This is a genomic window from Nonomuraea rubra (genome assembly GCF_014207985.1).
GTDB lineage: Bacteria > Actinomycetota > Actinomycetes > Streptosporangiales > Streptosporangiaceae > Nonomuraea > Nonomuraea rubra.
Genome location: NZ_JACHMI010000001.1, coordinates 11,703,472 through 11,719,256, shown reverse-complemented (window position 1 = coordinate 11,719,256; position 15,785 = coordinate 11,703,472). Strand labels below are relative to the sequence as shown.

The window sequence follows — 15,785 nt, the reverse complement described above, 5'->3', positions numbered from 1 at the left end:
GTCACTCCCGGTCGGCCTCCGCGCGCAGCGCCTTGCAGGCGAGCGCGAGCAGCGTCACCACGGCCGCCGCGACCCCGGGGCCGACCAGCAGCGGCGTGGTCAGCTCGCCCGCGTGCCAGGCCGCCGCCACGACCGCCGCCGACGTCAGCACCGTCACGCCGAACATCGCGCCCCACAGCGGCAACACGTGCAGGTACGCGAACAGCAGCGGGAAGGCCACCCACACGAACGGCGGCGCCAGCACGGCCAGCACGGCCCACCCGCCGGTCACCAGCCCCAGCCACGCCGGCCCGGCGACCGCCCTGGCCTGCACCGCGGGGCCGGCGGCGTACAGCAGGCCGAGCAGCACGCCCCCCGCCGCCGGGCCGGGGCGATCCTCGCGCAGCGCACCCACCACGGCGATCGCCAGCAGCCCGAAGGCCGTGACATGCACCGCCCAGCTCAGCAGTCGCAACGGGACGTCAGTCATCAATCACTAAGAGTAATCCTCCGGCGGGGCCGCGCGACAGAGGCGATCAGGAAGTACAGCAGCCCGGCCAGCACGAGCGCGATCACCACGCCGATGTTCGCCGTCCCGAACGTGCCCGCCCTCAGCTCGTCGCTCATCAGGAAGCCGACGACCCTGGCGATGTTCGGGTCCGCGGAGGTGATCAGCCCCAGCCCCACGACCGACGCCACGACCAGCGACACCAGGCCCGGCCAGTTGAACGCGGGCGCGCCGGCTCGCAGCAGCCGCTCGTCGTAGGCCCGCCCGCCGGCCCGCAGCCGCCACATGTCCACCAGGAAGATCGCGACCCAGGCCGCCATCACGACGCCGACGATCGCCAGGAACGCCTGGAACGTGGCCAGGAAGCTGGTGGAGACGAACAGCAGGTAGTAACCGCCGAGCACCATGAGCAGCCCGTCGATCAGCACCGCGTAGTGCCGCCTGATGGGCACGCCCAGCGCCAGCATCGACAGCCCCGACGAGTAGATGTCCATGATCGCGCCGGCCAGGAAGCCGCCGACGGCGGTCAGCAGGTACGGCACCAGGAACCAGGTCGGCAACGCCCCCGCCAGCGCCGCCACCGGGTTGGCCCCCGCCGCCTCGGCCAGCGTGGGATCGCCGCCGACGAGCATCACTCCGAACACGAGCAGCACCAGGGGCGGCAGCGCGCCCCCGAGCGTCGTCCACAGGGCCACCGAGCGCGGCCTGGAGCTCGCGGGCAGGTAGCGGGAGTAGTCGGCGCCGCAGTTGACCCAGCCCAGGCCCAGCAGCGTCATGGCGAAGATGACCCCGCCCACCCAGCCGCCCGCGCCCGACGTGCTCTCCAGCGAGCCGGTGCCGAGCCTGGGCACCATGAGGATCAGGTAGACGACGGTCAGCACGATGAACGCGTAGGTCAGGTAGCGCTGGACCACCATGATCATCGCGTGGCCGTACACGCCGACCGCGATCACCACGACCGCCGCGACGGCGAAGCAGACGGCCGTGGCCGCCGTGGGCGGCACGCCGGCCTCCAGCTGCCCCGACTCCGGGAGGCCGGGCCCGAGCCGCCGGATGATCTCCGCGCCGCTCTGCGCCGCCAGCGTGACGAGCACGATCTCCCAGCCGACGTTGGAGACGTACGAGAAGAGCGTGGGCAGCTTGTTGCCCTGGAAGCCGAACGGCGCCCGGCCCAGCGTCATCGTCGGCACCCCCGACCTGGCGCCGCCGACGGCGACCAGGCCGACCAGCAGGAACGACAGCGCGTACCCCGCCGCACCGGTGATGATCGCCGGCACCACGCCCAGCCCCAGCCCCACGACGTACACGCCGAAGGCGACCCCGAACAGCGACAGGTTGCTGCCCGCCCAGGGCCAGAACAGGTCCCTCGGCCTGCCGCGCCGCTCCCCCTCGGGGATCGCGTTGATGCCGTTCTGCTCGACCGCCATCGTGCCCATGATCGGACGTTACCCATCCTTGGCCGAGAAACGAACCTTTCTCCGGTGACGAGCAAAGAAACGGCTGATAGGCGATATTTCAGGGCCTCAAGGGAAGCATGTGCGGGGTGATGGGGGAGTCCGGAACCGACACGCGCAGGCGCGCGCTGGCCGTCTGCCTGGTCTCCGCGTTCATGACCGGGCTGGACGTGAGCATCGTCAACGTCGCCCTGCCCTCCATCCGCGAGGGGCTGCACGCCACGGACGACGGCCTGCAGTGGACCCTGTCCGGCTACGCGCTGACGTTCGGCCTGCTCCTGGTCCCCGCCGGCCGGCTCGGCGACGCCAGGAGCCGCAGGACGATCTTCCTGTGGGCCGTGGCCCTCTTCACGCTCTCCAGCGCGTTCTGCGGCTTCGCCTGGAGCATGAACGTGCTGATCGCGGCCCGCCTCGTGCAGGGCATGGCGGCCGGGATGCTGAACCCGCAGGTCTCGGGGCTGATCCAGCAGATGTTCCACGGGTACGAGCGGGGCCGCGCCTTCGGCGCGCTCGGCGCCACCATCGGCGTGTCCACGGCCGCGGGGCCGCTGATCGGCGGCGCGCTGGTGACCGTGTTCGGGGCCGACCACGGCTGGCGGTGGGTGTTCCTGGTGAACCTGCCCATCGGGCTCGTGCTGCTCCCGCTGGCCTGGCGACTGCTGCCGCGCCCGCAGCTCGTGCACAGGCGGCCGGAGAGCATGGACCCGGTGGGCGTGCTGCTGCTCGGGATCGGGGTGGCCGGGCTGCTGCTGCCGTTCATCCAGCGGCACCAGTGGGAGGGGCCGGCCAAGTGGCTGCTCGTGCCGGGCGCGCTGGTGGTGCTGGCCGGGTTCGTGACGTGGGAGCGGTTCTACCGGCGCGAGCCGCTGGTGAAGCTGGAGCTGTTCCGCAAGCGCTCGTACAGCCTGGGCTCGGCCATCGCGCTGTTCTACTTCGCCGGCTTCACCGGCATCTTCTTCATCTTCACGCTGTACCTGCAGAGCGGCCACGGCTACAGCCCGCTGCTGGCCGGGCTGGCGATCACGCCGTTCGCGCTCGGCTCGGCCTCGGCCGCCATGGTCGGTGGGCACCTGGTGTCCAGGATGGGGCGGCGGCTGGTCGCCATCGGGCTGACCATGGTGATCGTCGGGCTGCTGGCCACCATGGGCGCCACCGCGCTGGTGCCGGCCGCGGGCGCGGGCCTGGCGACCGCGCTGCCGCTGCTGGTGGCGGGCATGGGCAGCGGGCTGGTCATCTCGCCCAACCAGGCCATCACGCTGTCGGAGGTGCCGCCCTCCGGCGGCGGGAGCGCCGCCGGGGTGCTGCAGACGGGGCAGCGCCTCGGGTCGGCCATCGGCATCGCGGCGGCCGGGACGACGTTCTTCGGCTCGCTGGGCGAGGGCTGGCCGACGGCCTTCCGGCACGGGCTGGTCGTGGTGGTGTCGTCGGTGTGCATCGCCCTGGCAGCCGCCCTGTACGACCTCGTACGCACCCACCGCGACCTGCGGCACGCCGACGCAACCTCATGATCGCCAGGGTCACGACGTCGGGATCATGACGCCAGGATCATGAGGCCGGGATCATGACGCCAGGATCCGGGCCTCCAGCTCCGGGTCGAGGCCCTTGAGCGGCCGGTCCGCCCGCTGGGGTGCCTTCCCGCCGAGGCCGCGCAGCCACGCCCACGTGTCGGCCACCGTCTCCGCGACCGGGCGCAGGCGCAGCCCGGCCGCCACCGCCTTGCCGACGTCACCGCCGTGCATGAAGTCGTAGTCGGCGCCCACCAGCCAGAACGGCAGCCCGACCCACGGCTCGGCCCCGGCCGCCAGCAGCCGATCCTCCTCGATCCAGCGCAGCTCGGCGTCGGAGCCGGTCACCTTCACGCACGTCTGGAGCAGCTCGCCCATCGTCGTGCCTCCGGGCGGCCCCACCACGTTGAACGCCCCGCCGACGCCCCGCGCCCCCGCCTCCAGGCACCACCCGGCCAGGTCGCGGGCGTCGATGTACTGCAGGCCCCGGTCCGCCGGACCGGGCGCGACCACGGGGCCGCCACGCGCGATCCTGGTCAGCCACCACGGCAGCCGCCCCACGTTCTCGTGCGGCCCGATGATCAGGCCCGCCCTGGCCAGCAGCGCCCGGTCGCCGAACGCGGCCACGGCCCCCAGCTCGCCGCCCGCCTTGTTGTTCGCGTAGGGGCCGTCGCCGTCGTCGGGCGAGGCCGCCACCAGGGGCGCGCTCTCGTCGGCCCCGAACGGCACCGGCTCGGCGTAGGCCGACCTGCTGGAGACGTACACGTAGGAGCCGGCCCGGCCGGCCAGCAGCGCGGCGGAGTCCCTGACGGCCGAGGGCGCCCACGACCACGTGTCGACCACGACGTCCCACTCGCCGCGCTCCAGCGCCGCCAGGCCGCCCGGCGCCGATCGGTCACCGCGTAACGCCGTCACCCCCGCGGGCGGCTCCTGGCTGCCCCGGTTGAACGCCGTCACCTCCCAGCCCCGCGCCAGCGCCTCGTCGATGACGACCCGGCCCACGAACCCCGTACCGCCCAGCACCAGTACCTTCATGGCACCCACCCTGCCCGCGACGCCGCCCGGCCGGAAGGCACGCACGCCCTCAGCGGAATCGCCGCGAGCGAAACGTGTACGGAGAGTATCCGTCGATCATGTTGCGCACGTCATCCGCGGGTAAATGTCACAGACAGTGATCGCAGGAAGGCAGGGTGGGGGATTGGCAAGCCGGCTCCTTACGCACTCGTTCCGGAGGCTCGTCCCGCGCTCGATCCGCGCGCGGATGACCACGGCCGCGACCCTGGTGGCCGCCGTCGTCTTCATCGGCGCGTCGGCTCTCACCCTGGCCACGGTGCCGGAGAACCTGTACGGGACCGTCCACGCCAGGGTGGAGCTGGCCGTGCGCCGGGTGGCGAGCGAGGCCCAGGCGGGAACCCTGCCCAGGGAGCTGAAGACGCCGGCCCGCGTCCAGCTTCTCCGCGTGCTCTCCCCGACCGGCGAGGTGCTCGCGAGCAGCACGTCCTTCCCGCAGGACGCGCGGGTCACCGCGTTCAGGCCGGCCAGGCCGGAGACGGTGGAGACCATGGAGCTGGACCTGGCGCGCCACCCCGAGGAGCCCAGGAGCCACCACCTGCTGATGGCCATGACGGTGCGCTCGCCGCGGGGGCTCGTGACCGTGCAGGGGGCCTCCTCGCTGGCCGACGTCGACACGGCGCTGATGTGGATCCACCTGATGGTCTACCTCGGCACGCCGCTCGTCCTGGTCATCGTCGCGCTCCTCACGTGGGCCGTGGTCAGCTACGCGCTGCGGCCGGTCGAGCGCGTACGCGCGGAGCTGGCCGAGATCACCGGCCAGGACCTGAGCAGGCGCGTCCCCGTGCCTCCCACCGGCGACGAGATCGCCGACCTGGCCGAGACCACCAACCACACGCTCGACCGCCTGGAGCGCTCGGCCGAGACCCAGCGGCGGTTCGTCGCCGACGCCTCGCACGAGTTGCGCAGCCCCATCTCCGCGCTGCGCGCCCAGCTGGAGGTGGCCAACAGCTACCCCGACGAGACGGACTGGCCGGCCACGGGCGCGCGGGCGCTGGCCGCCGCCGACCGGCTCACGGGCATCATCGACGAGCTGCTGATGCTGGCCAAGCTCGACGCGGGCGCGGTCACGCCGCGCCGGGTGGTGGACCTGTGCCTGGTGGCCGAGGAGCAGATCCGCCGCCGGGAGGGCGGCCGGGCGCCGATCTTCCTGCACGCCTGCGCGGCCGCCCCGGTCCTCGGCTCGCCCGTGCAGCTCGACCGCCTCCTGACGAACCTGCTCGACAACGCCGCCCGCCACACCGCGTCCAGGATCGACGTCGAGGTGACGGTACGGGGAGACCAGGTGGTGGTGACGGTCACCGACGACGGCGACGGCATCGCGCCGGAGGACAGGGAGCGGGTCTTCGAGCGGTTCACCCGGCTGGAGAGCTCCAGGGCCAAGGACAAGAGCGGCAGCGGCCTCGGCCTGCCGTTGTCGAGGGAGATCGCCGTGGCCCACGGCGGCACGCTGACGGTCGCCGACCACGCGCCCGGCGCCCGGTTCGTCGCCGTCCTGCCGCTGCACCGTACCTGACCAGGGGGCCTAGACTCGGCGGCATGGACCTGCGCGCGCTCTCCGAGGAGATCGAGTCCATCTCGCGGCGCTACGCCGATCACCTGGGCATCGAGCGTGACGACACGTGGTTCCTGCTCAAGCTGCAGGAGGAGGTCGGCGAGCTGACGCAGGCGTTCCTCATGCTCACCGGCAGGGCCAGGACGAAGGGGCGCACCGGGGCGGAGCTCGACGCCGACTTCCGGGCGGAGCTGGCCGACGTGGTGTGCCACGTGCTGCTCATGGCCCGCCATCACGGAGTGGACCTGGAGGACGAGATCACGCGGAAGTGGCTGGCGTGGAGACGCCGGGAAGGGCCCGCCTCCGGCGGAGACGGGCCCGGGGAGATCACTTGACGAAGGTGATCCGGTCGGCGGGGGACGGGCTGATGGGCGAGCGGGCGCTCAGGTAGGCCGTGAACGCGTCCAGGTCGATCGGGCCGCTCCAGGTGTCACTGCTCTGCGTGAACACGGAGAAGCCGTCACCGCCGCCCATGAGGAAGTTGTTGGCGGCGATCTTGATGGACTGGGTGTCCGTGACCGGCGTCCCGTTCAGCTTGATGTCGGACACGCGCGAGCCCACGGGCTTGGTCGTGTCGAACGTGTACGTGAGCGACGACGACACCTGCAGGATGCGGTGCGAGATCGCGCCCGTGGCCGGGTTGGGCGTCCAGACCTGCTGCTCCAGCAGGGCCTTGAGCTGCGCGCCCGTGTACGTCCGCACCTGCACGATGTTGCTGAACGGCTGGACCTCGAACGCCTCGCCGTAGGTGACGACGCCGTCGCCCTCGGAGCCCTTCTGCGCGTACGTCAGCGACGTGCGGATGCCGCCGGGGTTCATCAGCGCGATCTCCGCCCCGCCCGCCTTGGCGGCTTCGAGCTGGGAGTCGGCGATGAGGTCGCCGAGCGGCGTCTCCGGCTTCGTCGTCGCGGCGGAGGTGTTGTTGACCACGTTGGAGATGTCGGCGGTGATGGTGCCGAGCTTGCGGTCGGCGACCTCGGCGCTGCGCGTCTTCCACGTCTGGACCTGCGCCTCGACCTGCGGGTCAGGGGTGACCGTCCGCGTGACGACCTTGTTGTCCGCCTTCACCGAGGACCGGATCACGTCCCTGGTGCGCTTGTCGATCTGCAGGTCGATCTGGGTGAGCACCCGGCCGAACGACGACCCCTGCGTGTAGTAGCGGTCCTGGCCCGCGGGGTCGGCGGTCTTGCAGATGTAGGCCTGGTGCGAGTGGCCGCTGATGACCAGGTCGATCTGCGGGTTCAGCTCCCTGGCGATGCGCGAGCCCGCGTTCGCGGTGTTCACCGAGCAGGCGTCCGGGCTCTGGTTCGGGGTGATCGAGTCGCCCTCGTGCACCAGCACGACCTGCGCCTTGACCCCCTTGCGCGCCAGGTAGGCCGAGGCCCTGTTCGCCGCGGCGACCTCCTCGGTGAACTGCAGGCCCTTGATGCCCTCCGCGGTGACGATGGTCGGCGTCGTCGCGGTGACCAGGCCGATGAAGCCGACCTTCACGCCGTTGATCGTCTTGACGTGGTAGGGCGGCAGCGCGTACTGGTCCGTGCCTTCCTTCAGCACGTTGGCGGCCAGGAAGTCGAAGCCGGTGCCCTGCCACTCGCCCGCGGGCGAGCAGCCGTCCACGGGGTGGCAGCCGCCGTTCATGAGGCGCCGCAGCTCGGCGTAGCCCTCGTCGAACTCGTGGTTGCCCGCCGACGTGGTGTCCAGCCCGAGGGAGCCGAGCACCTCCAGCGTGGGCTCGTCGTGGTAGGCGGCGGAGATCAGCGGCGACGCGCCGATCAGGTCACCGGCCGCCACGAGCAGCGTGTTCCTGTTCTGCGCCTGCTTGATGTGCGTCGCCAGGTAGGCGACGCCACCGGCGATCGAGTACCTGCCGCCGGCGATGCCGGTCAGGGTGCCGTCCGCGTCGACCAGGGGCCCGTCGGGGTCGAGGATGCGGCTGGAGGAGCCGGACGGGGGCTCCAGGTTGCCGTGCAGGTCGTTGATGCTGAGCAGGCGGACCGGGACGGTCCTGCTGCCATGGCTGCCGCGGTCGTCATGGGGACCGGTCGAGGCGAGGGCGGGTGCCACGGCGAGGGCGATCCCGGCCGCGGCCGCGGCTCCGGCCGAGATCAGCCGGAGGAGGGTGCGTGACGTCATGACAGGAAACGTTACGGCGTGATGCTATGTAACAAATGTCGCAAAAGGTAACGATTGTCAGGAGTACCTGATGGCACTGTTCGCCAGGGGTACGCCTAGAGTTCGGTCTGTGGGTGCGCACGTGGAGATCAAGGAACGGCTCGGCGACCGTGACGTCGCCGAGGTGCTGGGCGTCGTAGAGAAGGCCACCGAGGCGGACGGCGTCCGCCCGCTCAACGAGCACGTGATGCTCCATCTGCGCTACGGAGGTGACCCGCGCGCTCGGTCGTTGCTGCTGTGGACGGACGACGGCACGCTGGCCGGCTACGCGCACGTGGACCCCACCGACGAGGTCGAGGGGCCGAGCGTGGAGCTGGTCATCCACCCGTCCCATCGGCGCCGGGGGCACGGCGCGCGGCTGCTGCGAGCCGTGCTGGAGCTGACCGGAGGCACCGTGCGGCTGTGGGCGCACGGCGACCACGCGGGCGCCGGGGCGCTGGCCGCGTCCTTCGGCTTCGAGCGGGTGCGCTCGCTCTGGCAGATGCGCCGCTCCCTGTTCGCCCCGCTGGCGCCCTACCCGCTCCCGGACGGCGTGACGCTGCGCACGTTCGTGCCCGGGCAGGACGAGGAGGCGTGGCTCAAGGTGAACGCCGCCGCCTTCGCCCACCACCCCGAGCAGGGCGCGTGGACGATGGACGACCTGCTGCGGCGCGAGCAGGAGCCCTGGTTCGACCCCGAGGGCTTCTTCCTCGCCTTCCGCGGCGACCGGCTGGCCGGCTTCCACTGGACGAAGATCCACGGCTCGTCCGAGCACGGCCACGAGCCGCTGGGCGAGGTGTACGTGGTCGGCGTGGACCCCACCCAGCAGGGCGCCGGCCTCGGCCGGTCGCTCACCGTGGCCGGCCTGGTCCACCTGCGGGCCCGTGGTCTCGCCCAGGCGATGCTGTACGTGGACGAGACCAACACGGCGGCGATCAGGGTGTACGAGTCGCTCGGGTTCAACCGATGGGACGTGGACGTGATGTACGCCCCCGCGTAGTCACCCCTCGACGATGGCGTGCAGGACGAAGTAGGACACGGCCGCCACGAGTGCGGCGGCGGGGATGGTCAGGATCCAGGCGGTCACGATGTTCCCCGCGACGCCCCACCGCACGGCACTGAGCCGCTTGGTGGCCCCCACGCCCATGATCGCCGAGGTGATCGTGTGCGTGGTGGAGATGGGCGCCCCGAACCCGATGGCGGCCCCGTACAGGACGGTCGCCGCCGCCGACTCCGCGGCGAACCCCTGGGGCGGGTCCAGCGCGATGATGCGCCGCCCCAGCGTACGCATGATGCGCCAGCCGCCCGCGTACGTCCCGAGCGAGATCGCCCCCGCCGCGGCGAGGATGACCCACTGCGGGATGGGATCCGTGGGCTGGGCGAACCCGCCGACGGTGAGCGCCAGGAAGATGACGCCCATCGTCTTCTGCGCGTCCTGGAGGCCGTGCCCGAGCGCCATGGCGGCGGCCGAGACGGTCTGCGCGTAGCGGAAGCCGCGGTTGGTGCGGCCCGGCTGGCTGTTGCGGAAGATCCAGTATATTGCGATCATGATCAACGCGGCCAGGGAGAACCCGACCAGCGGTGACAGGATCATCGGGATGACCACCTTCTCCAGGACGCCGTCCCAGTGCACCACGCTGGCCGAGGCCAGCGCGGAGCCCACCAGACCGCCGATGAGGGCGTGACTGGAGGAGGAGGGCAGCCCGAAGTACCAGGTGATCAGGTTCCACGTGATCGCGCCGATCAGCCCGGCGGCCACGATGACCAGGCCATGTGAGCCGTTCGGAGCGTCGATGATGCCCTTGCCAACCGTCTGGGCGACCTGGGTGCCCAGGTGGGCGCCGATGAAGTTCATGGCCGCGGCCATGAACAGCGCGGCCCTGGGGGTCAGGGCCCGGGTCGAGACGGAGGTGGCGATCGCATTCGCCGCGTCGTGGAAGCCGTTGGTGTAGTCGAACACCAGGGCGATGACGACTACGCCGATGACGAGGCCGAGCGTGAGGTCCACTGTCTGGGCCTAGCTTTCCTTGACCGCGATCGACTCGACGGTGTTGGCCACGTGCTCGAAGGCGTCGGCCGCCTCCTCCAAGGCGTCGACGACCTCCTTCATCTTCATGACGGTGAGAGCGTCGTACTCACCGCTGAACAGCTTGGCCAGCAGCCTCCTGTAGACCTGGTCGCCCTGGTTCTCCAGGCGGTTGACCTCGATCCAGTACTCGTTGAGGTTCTTCATCGACCGCAGGCGCGGCATCGCCTCGGCGGTCAGCTCGGCGGCCCGCTCCAGCACCTCCACCTGGCGTACGACGTCCTTGGGGAGGTGGTCGAGCTGGTAGAGGACGATGAGGTCGGAGGCGGCCTCCATGGCGTCCATCACGTCGTCGAGGTTCGAGGCCAGCCGGTAGATGTCCTCGCGGTCGAACGGAGTGATGAAGCTCTCATTGAGCCGGTTCATGATCGCATGGGTGCGTTCGTCACCGGCGTGCTCGCAGGCGCGCATCTTCTCGGCCAGGGCTTCCCTGTCCGAGCCGTCGCTGATGATCTCTACCAGCAGGCGGGATGCTGTGACCAGGTTGTTCGCCGAGTCGGCGAACAGGTCGTAGTAGCTGTCCTCACGTGGCGTGAGACGCAGACGCACGTCGTTCTCCAGATGTGCGGGGATGGTCCGTGGAAGAGGGTATGGCTTACCAGGCGAAATGCGAACTTCATGTCCCCTTCGCCTACTGGCTACCCCCCGTATGTTGTGCAACACCGCAGAACCGCGTAGTTTTAGGCGGTTTTTCGCTGCTCGCGCCTAGTTTGGGGCCGTCCCTAACGCCTCACCGGGGCGGGGTGAGGCGGGTGAAGTCCTCCGTACGTTCTCTATATGTTCACCTAGTGTTCATCTTGTTCAGATCTTGGTCCGGTGGAAGTTCCGGAACGACCGGGACGGGGTCGGGCCGCGCTGCCCCTGGTAGCGGGACCCGTACTTGCTGGACCCGTATGGGTGCTCGGCCGGAGAGCTCAGCCTGAACACGCACAGCTGCCCGATCTTCATCCCGGGCCACAACTTGATCGGCAACGTCGCCACGTTCGACAACTCCAGCGTCACATGCCCGCTGAACCCCGGATCGATGAACCCGGCCGTCGAATGCGTCAGCAACCCCAGCCGCCCCAGCGAGCTCTTCCCCTCCAGCCGCGAAGCCAGATCGTCGGGCAGGCTCACGACCTCGTACGTGGAGGCCAGCACGAACTCACCCGGGTGGAGGATGAACGGCTCGTCCCCCTGGGGCTCCACCATCCGCGTGAGATCCGGCTGCTCGACGGACGGGTCGATGTGCGGGTACCGGTGGTTCTCGAACACCCGGAAGAAGCGGTCGAGCCGTACGTCGATGCTGGACGGCTGGATCATCTCCGGGTCGAACGGGTCGATGCCCAGGCGGCCGGCGTCGATCGCAGCGAGGATGTCACGGTCAGATAGCAACACGGTGAGCAACTTACCGGTCTGGTCGGAAGAGTGTGGGGCTGGGATTGCTGTTGCGGGGCAAGTTTCCGCTACAGTGGGGGGCGCAACCTTCGGGGTGTGCGCGGGTGTAGTTCAATGGCAGAACATCAGCTTCCCAAGCTGACAGCGCGGGTTCGATTCCCGTCACCCGCTCCAAACTGGCTTGATCGTTTCTAGGGTTCTTTTCGATCTTCCGCGCCCGTTACGTGCCCGATCCGTCTGGATCTTGCTCGTCCGGCTCGGGTTCCTCGGGCTTCAGGGCCTCCTCAGCTTGGACCCGGTTCTTGGACCCGGGCCGGATGGCCGCTAACCGCCTCTCGACATACGTCAACCTCGGCGACGAACGCCGCGTCATCGACGAAGGCCAGCCGCCCTCAATGCCCTCTCCCACGAGACCGACCACAAGAAGATCGCCGCCGCCCAGCTTCGCATTGGCGACCTCAACGAAGGCATCACCAGCGGACGCCTGGCCCTGGAAACCGCCCAGCGCACCGAATCCCGCTGGGCCTTCCAACAACTGGCCGGAGTAGAGAACGCCCTCACCGGCAAGCGCGACGCCTCAGCCCGCGAACTGCTGACCGCAATCAACGCGGCACACCGCAGCCTCAGCCAATCATCTGCTTGAGCACGTCAGACATGCAGTCGCCATGCTCGGGCTGCTCATGGACAGATGAAGCCGCCCAGTCCCACGATCTCCAAGCCGAGCAGTCCATACCCGTAACCGCTATCTCAGACCGAAGTGGTTGATGGCTAGCTGCGCGACTGCGGCCGCCGACAGCTCGGTATTGTCGATCTGCAAGTAGTCGGCCCGATCCTTGAACGCGCCATTCGAGTTCAGCTGGTACTTGGCGTCCATCTCCAGGAGGTTTTGCCGCGACCAGTCGAGATCACGTTTCGACGGCTTCTCAGCCAGGCGAAGCTCTCCCTTGTTTCGCTCCAGACGCACCTCCTGGCTCGCGGACAGCTCCAGGTAGAAGACCCGTCCTTCCCTGTTACGGAAGGGAGCAGCGTAACGCTCCAGCTCTGCCTCGTCCTCAGGAACGTCGAACGCCCACACGAACGTGAAGATCAGACCAGCCAGATCGCTAGCGGCCACCTCCTCAAAGACCCGTCGTCTGAACTCGCCAACGAGACGCACGTAAGGCTCGCTGCCGAACTCGAAAAACCGCAGCACCGGCTCGATGGCCAAATGGTTGTGAAAGACCTTCATCCCGGTCAGCTGTGCGATCTCATAGGCGACCGTCATCTTGCCAACCGCTGGAGGCCCAACAATGCACAACAGAGCAGGACCGTTCAACTCCGCAACCTCACCCACCGTGGCAACCTAGACAACTCGCCCGGCTCCAGCAACCATATTTCCTCGTCGAACAGCGTGAGTCATACGCATGAGTGACAACACAGACAAGCCTCAGGCGGGGGCGCTCCGGCTCCGGGATGACCCGCAGTGCCGGGTAGATGGGCTGTTGTGGCTGAGGTGGAAGCCTGATCATCTTGCTCGCCATCGACCCGGGAAAAGCCGAGCAGACCAGGGCTACGGGTATCAGATCGTTCGTTCGGTGGGGCGCTCCATCTGGTACCCCTAGCCCTGGCCCGCTTCCCCTTCGGGCGGGTCGACGGCAGACGGGATGATCAGGCGGGCAGGGTGCGCTCGTCGCGCGAGAAACACCAGGTCGCGGGCTGATCGCCGGGGACCGTTAGCGGGCCATTAAGAGGGTGACGAGGGGTCAACCACGGTCACCCAGGACCGGCTCTCCGCCCAGCTCAGCGCCTAATGGGCCGTGATCGATGCAGTTCCCAAGCTGACAGGCGGGTTCGATTCCCGTTACCCGCTCTCAGACTGAAAGCCAGGTCGTCCACGCCTCATGTCCGCTGAAGAGGTCATCGTGTGCGGACTAGACAAAACACGTTGGCTTGCGCCTCTGGATGTTCGCTACTCCAGTGGCTAACCATGATCTCATTCCGGGCGCATCGACTGTTGTCCGGCGACTCGGAATCCAACTTTGCACGGGTTGCGACAGTCTTCTTAGTGATCTTCCATGCAGCAGTTGCGTCAGCGCACGGAACCACCTTGTAGTCCGTGTAGCTGCCGCCGGTAACGCAGTCGTTGACCTTAGCGGTTTGGTAGAAGTCGACTGCTGGGGAACTAACCTCGTCGGCTTCCGCTCTGGCGTGCTGACTTGCTGCCGCGGTAGCGGCCCATGCTAGGCAGTAAACGGTCGCCTTGGCATTGTCATCTCCTTCTGAATAGGCGATAGTCCTCTCGCCTTCGGGGCAGACGTCGCCGCCGTTGGCCATTCTGGCGTCAAAGGCGGCCATGGTCATGTCGGTGAAGACATGTGTGATCCTCTGGATTGAATCTGGGTCTGTACAGGCGACGACCTCGTGCTCTGTGTTCTTGCCGGCCTTTAGGCAGTCGCCGGCTTTGGCGTTCTTTGGTATGCCCGACCGGTCCGGCATCTCAACCGAGACGACGGTGCGCGTGACTTGGCGGAGCACGGCGCTGACGGCGAGCAGAGATCCTGCGACCAGAACGGCAATCCCAACTACGATGAGCGCGATTGCTGGAGGGCGAAGCCGTCTACGACGGACGGGATATGGCGTAGGTGCTGTCCAGGTCTCAGGAAATTGCCCGCTGTCACCTCCGCGCAGTACGGACTTTTCCGGCTGCGACGACTGACCTCCGGGGGGTGTCGACATGCAGGAGCTCCTCTCATGATCACTTATTGCTCAATCAAACGTTCCGATGACCAACTGAGGTTCCAGCTATACCAGAGGCAATTCCGGGCCCGACGATGGGCTGGCGTTGAAGGTGCATCGCTGTGCTCCTCGGCGTGTCGGCCGCATGTCTCCAACAGAAATGATCTACGCGATCTCACAGAGTCCCGCAATATCATTTGGGTGTAGCTCTTTCTCAGTGAGTGCCTGAGCTGGGCTTTTGTGTCGTGACTGTTTAGTCCGGGAACGCCTTCTACTGTGAGTGCAGACGGTGAGGCGGTGGTGACGGTGTGCTCGTTGCTGGAGGAGCTGGCACGGCGTGAGGCTACGGTCCGGCAGCGGATTGAGGAGATCCGCGAGCAGATCACCGCGCTGACGTCACGGCTGGAGGATGAGCAGGACCGGTTGTCACGGCTGACGATCACACGGGAGACGGTGGAGGAGATCCTGGGCGAAGCGGCCGGGCCGGTCGGTGAACCCGTGGAAACGGCCGAGATCGCAGGCGTCGGCGCGGCCGGTGCGGCACCGCGCACCTCGATCTGCGGGCGCTGCGCGAGCAGCAGCAGGCGCATCACGCCCGCCAGGACACGGCCGCAGGAGCATCCGCAGCTCCGCGCCATCGCCGCCGAATCCAGCTCGGAGCCTTGATCGTCGTGCCATTGGCGTGCCGTTAAGGGCGGCAACGAGGGGTCAGTCCAGATCCTGTCCGGGCGCGAGAATGCGATCGGCTAACTCCGCTGTGCTAACGGTGCCATCTGGTTCAACGCTGATGGGAGTGGCTCCACCATCAGTGTGGATCAGCCAAGCGAGTACCGACTCGGTCACCGGCGTGCCGTCGTACCCCTCGTTCCAGTGAGTACGCCATCCACCCCCTGGGATGACGCCCACAACGCGCTCTCCCCGTTCTAGGTGGGAGAAGTCTGGCCAGTCGGTGACGGGACGCAGCGCACCCTTCTGGGGATCCACGACGAGCGCCACCCCAGTAGCCGAATCCCAAGCCTCCACTGGTCGCATGCGTCCGATCTCAGTCTCCGTCCCGGAGAAGATCGCCGTCCAGCCTGTCTCACTGAAGTAACGCATAGATCATTTTGCACTAGTGCTCGCTCAGCGGCCAAGAAAGCGTCGGTGCGGATTCTGGCAAGGGGATCGGGTGTCCCGTGCCCGTTGCCTGCCCGTTCGGTTGGTGACCACGGGGAAATCGCGGGGACTCACGTCCCGGGTGGGGACATGAATCCCGGCCCCGGGCCTTGATTGCTCGGACTCGCTTGATCTTGGCGGTCATTAGCTTCTTGATCGCCCTGCCGGGCCAGCGCGCCATGCTCTCGTCGTCGTCATCGTCTCGTGCTTCGAGTTGCCGATCGATGGC

The 15,785-nt window shown here is 68.5% G+C and carries 14 protein-coding genes and 1 tRNA gene; 6 read left to right on the top strand and 9 right to left on the bottom strand.

Going from position 1 to position 15,785, the window contains the following annotated elements:
• Position 1: 1 nt before the first annotated feature.
• On the bottom strand, positions 2 to 469 hold the full coding sequence (locus HD593_RS53620) for a hypothetical protein (RefSeq protein WP_185110526.1): 468 nt from the start codon (positions 467 to 469) through the stop codon (positions 2 to 4).
• Entirely contained in the window at positions 469 to 1,923 is a 1,455-nt protein-coding gene (locus HD593_RS53615) for a purine-cytosine permease family protein (RefSeq protein WP_185110525.1), read from the bottom strand. Before HD593_RS53615 ends, HD593_RS53620 begins: the two co-directional genes overlap by 1 nt.
• A 110-nt stretch (positions 1,924 to 2,033) precedes the next feature.
• Between HD593_RS53615 and HD593_RS53610 the strand changes: the two genes are divergently transcribed.
• On the top strand, positions 2,034 to 3,449 hold the full coding sequence (locus HD593_RS53610) for an MFS transporter (RefSeq protein ID WP_221525404.1): 1,416 nt from the start codon (positions 2,034 to 2,036) through the stop codon (positions 3,447 to 3,449).
• A gap of 51 nt (positions 3,450 to 3,500) precedes the next feature.
• Here HD593_RS53610 and HD593_RS53605 read toward each other — a convergent pair whose 3' ends face one another.
• Positions 3,501 to 4,481: an NAD-dependent epimerase/dehydratase family protein gene (locus HD593_RS53605; RefSeq protein ID WP_185110523.1), complete on the bottom strand. Its 981-nt coding sequence runs from the start codon at positions 4,479 to 4,481 to the stop codon at positions 3,501 to 3,503.
• 226 nt (positions 4,482 to 4,707) lie between these two features.
• On the opposite strand from HD593_RS53605, the gene HD593_RS53600 reads away from it, so the two are divergent.
• The gene (locus HD593_RS53600) at positions 4,708 to 6,033 is read left to right on the top strand and encodes a sensor histidine kinase (RefSeq protein ID WP_185110522.1); all 1,326 of its coding nucleotides are present in this window, start codon (positions 4,708 to 4,710) and stop codon (positions 6,031 to 6,033) included.
• 23 nt (positions 6,034 to 6,056) lie between these two features.
• On the top strand, positions 6,057 to 6,407 hold the full coding sequence (locus HD593_RS53595) for a nucleoside triphosphate pyrophosphohydrolase family protein (protein WP_185110521.1): 351 nt from the start codon (positions 6,057 to 6,059) through the stop codon (positions 6,405 to 6,407).
• Here the strand turns inward: HD593_RS53595 and HD593_RS53590 are convergent.
• Positions 6,400 to 8,205, bottom strand: coding sequence for a bifunctional metallophosphatase/5'-nucleotidase (locus HD593_RS53590; protein WP_185110520.1), 1,806 nt, complete (start codon positions 8,203 to 8,205; stop codon positions 6,400 to 6,402). The genes HD593_RS53595 and HD593_RS53590 overlap by 8 nt on opposite strands.
• 109 nt (positions 8,206 to 8,314) lie before the next feature.
• On the opposite strand from HD593_RS53590, the gene mshD reads away from it, so the two are divergent.
• A complete protein-coding gene (gene mshD / locus HD593_RS53585) occupies positions 8,315 to 9,223 on the top strand; it encodes a mycothiol synthase (RefSeq protein ID WP_312904374.1) in 909 nt (302 codons plus the stop codon).
• On the opposite strand, the gene HD593_RS53580 is transcribed toward mshD, so the two are convergent.
• The 3 genes from HD593_RS53580 to dcd all read right to left on the bottom strand — a co-directional run bounded on the left by HD593_RS53580 (position 9,224) and on the right by dcd (position 11,686).
• Positions 9,224 to 10,231, bottom strand: coding sequence for an inorganic phosphate transporter (locus tag HD593_RS53580; protein WP_185110518.1), 1,008 nt, complete (start codon positions 10,229 to 10,231; stop codon positions 9,224 to 9,226). It abuts the gene before it with no gap.
• Positions 10,232 to 10,240: 9 nt separating this feature from the next.
• Complete coding sequence (locus HD593_RS53575; RefSeq protein WP_043625094.1) at positions 10,241 to 10,858, bottom strand: DUF47 domain-containing protein; 618 nt, start codon at positions 10,856 to 10,858, stop codon at positions 10,241 to 10,243.
• A 252-nt stretch (positions 10,859 to 11,110) separates the two neighbouring features.
• Complete coding sequence (gene dcd / locus HD593_RS53570) at positions 11,111 to 11,686, bottom strand: dCTP deaminase (protein WP_185110517.1); 576 nt, start codon at positions 11,684 to 11,686, stop codon at positions 11,111 to 11,113.
• A gap of 100 nt (positions 11,687 to 11,786) precedes the next feature.
• Here dcd and HD593_RS53565 point away from each other — a divergent pair.
• Positions 11,787 to 11,860: transfer RNA gene (locus tag HD593_RS53565), tRNA-Gly, on the top strand.
• Positions 11,861 to 12,428: 568 nt separating this feature from the next.
• On the opposite strand, the gene HD593_RS53560 is transcribed toward HD593_RS53565, so the two are convergent.
• On the bottom strand, positions 12,429 to 13,019 hold the full coding sequence (locus HD593_RS53560) for an AAA family ATPase (protein WP_221525402.1): 591 nt from the start codon (positions 13,017 to 13,019) through the stop codon (positions 12,429 to 12,431).
• Between the two features lie 563 nt (positions 13,020 to 13,582).
• Positions 13,583 to 14,200: an LppU/SCO3897 family protein gene (locus tag HD593_RS53555; RefSeq protein ID WP_185110516.1), complete on the bottom strand. Its 618-nt coding sequence runs from the start codon at positions 14,198 to 14,200 to the stop codon at positions 13,583 to 13,585.
• A gap of 516 nt (positions 14,201 to 14,716) precedes the next feature.
• On the opposite strand from HD593_RS53555, the gene HD593_RS53550 reads away from it, so the two are divergent.
• Entirely contained in the window at positions 14,717 to 15,067 is a 351-nt protein-coding gene (locus HD593_RS53550; RefSeq protein ID WP_185110515.1) for a hypothetical protein, read from the top strand.
• Positions 15,068 to 15,785 lie beyond the last annotated feature (718 nt).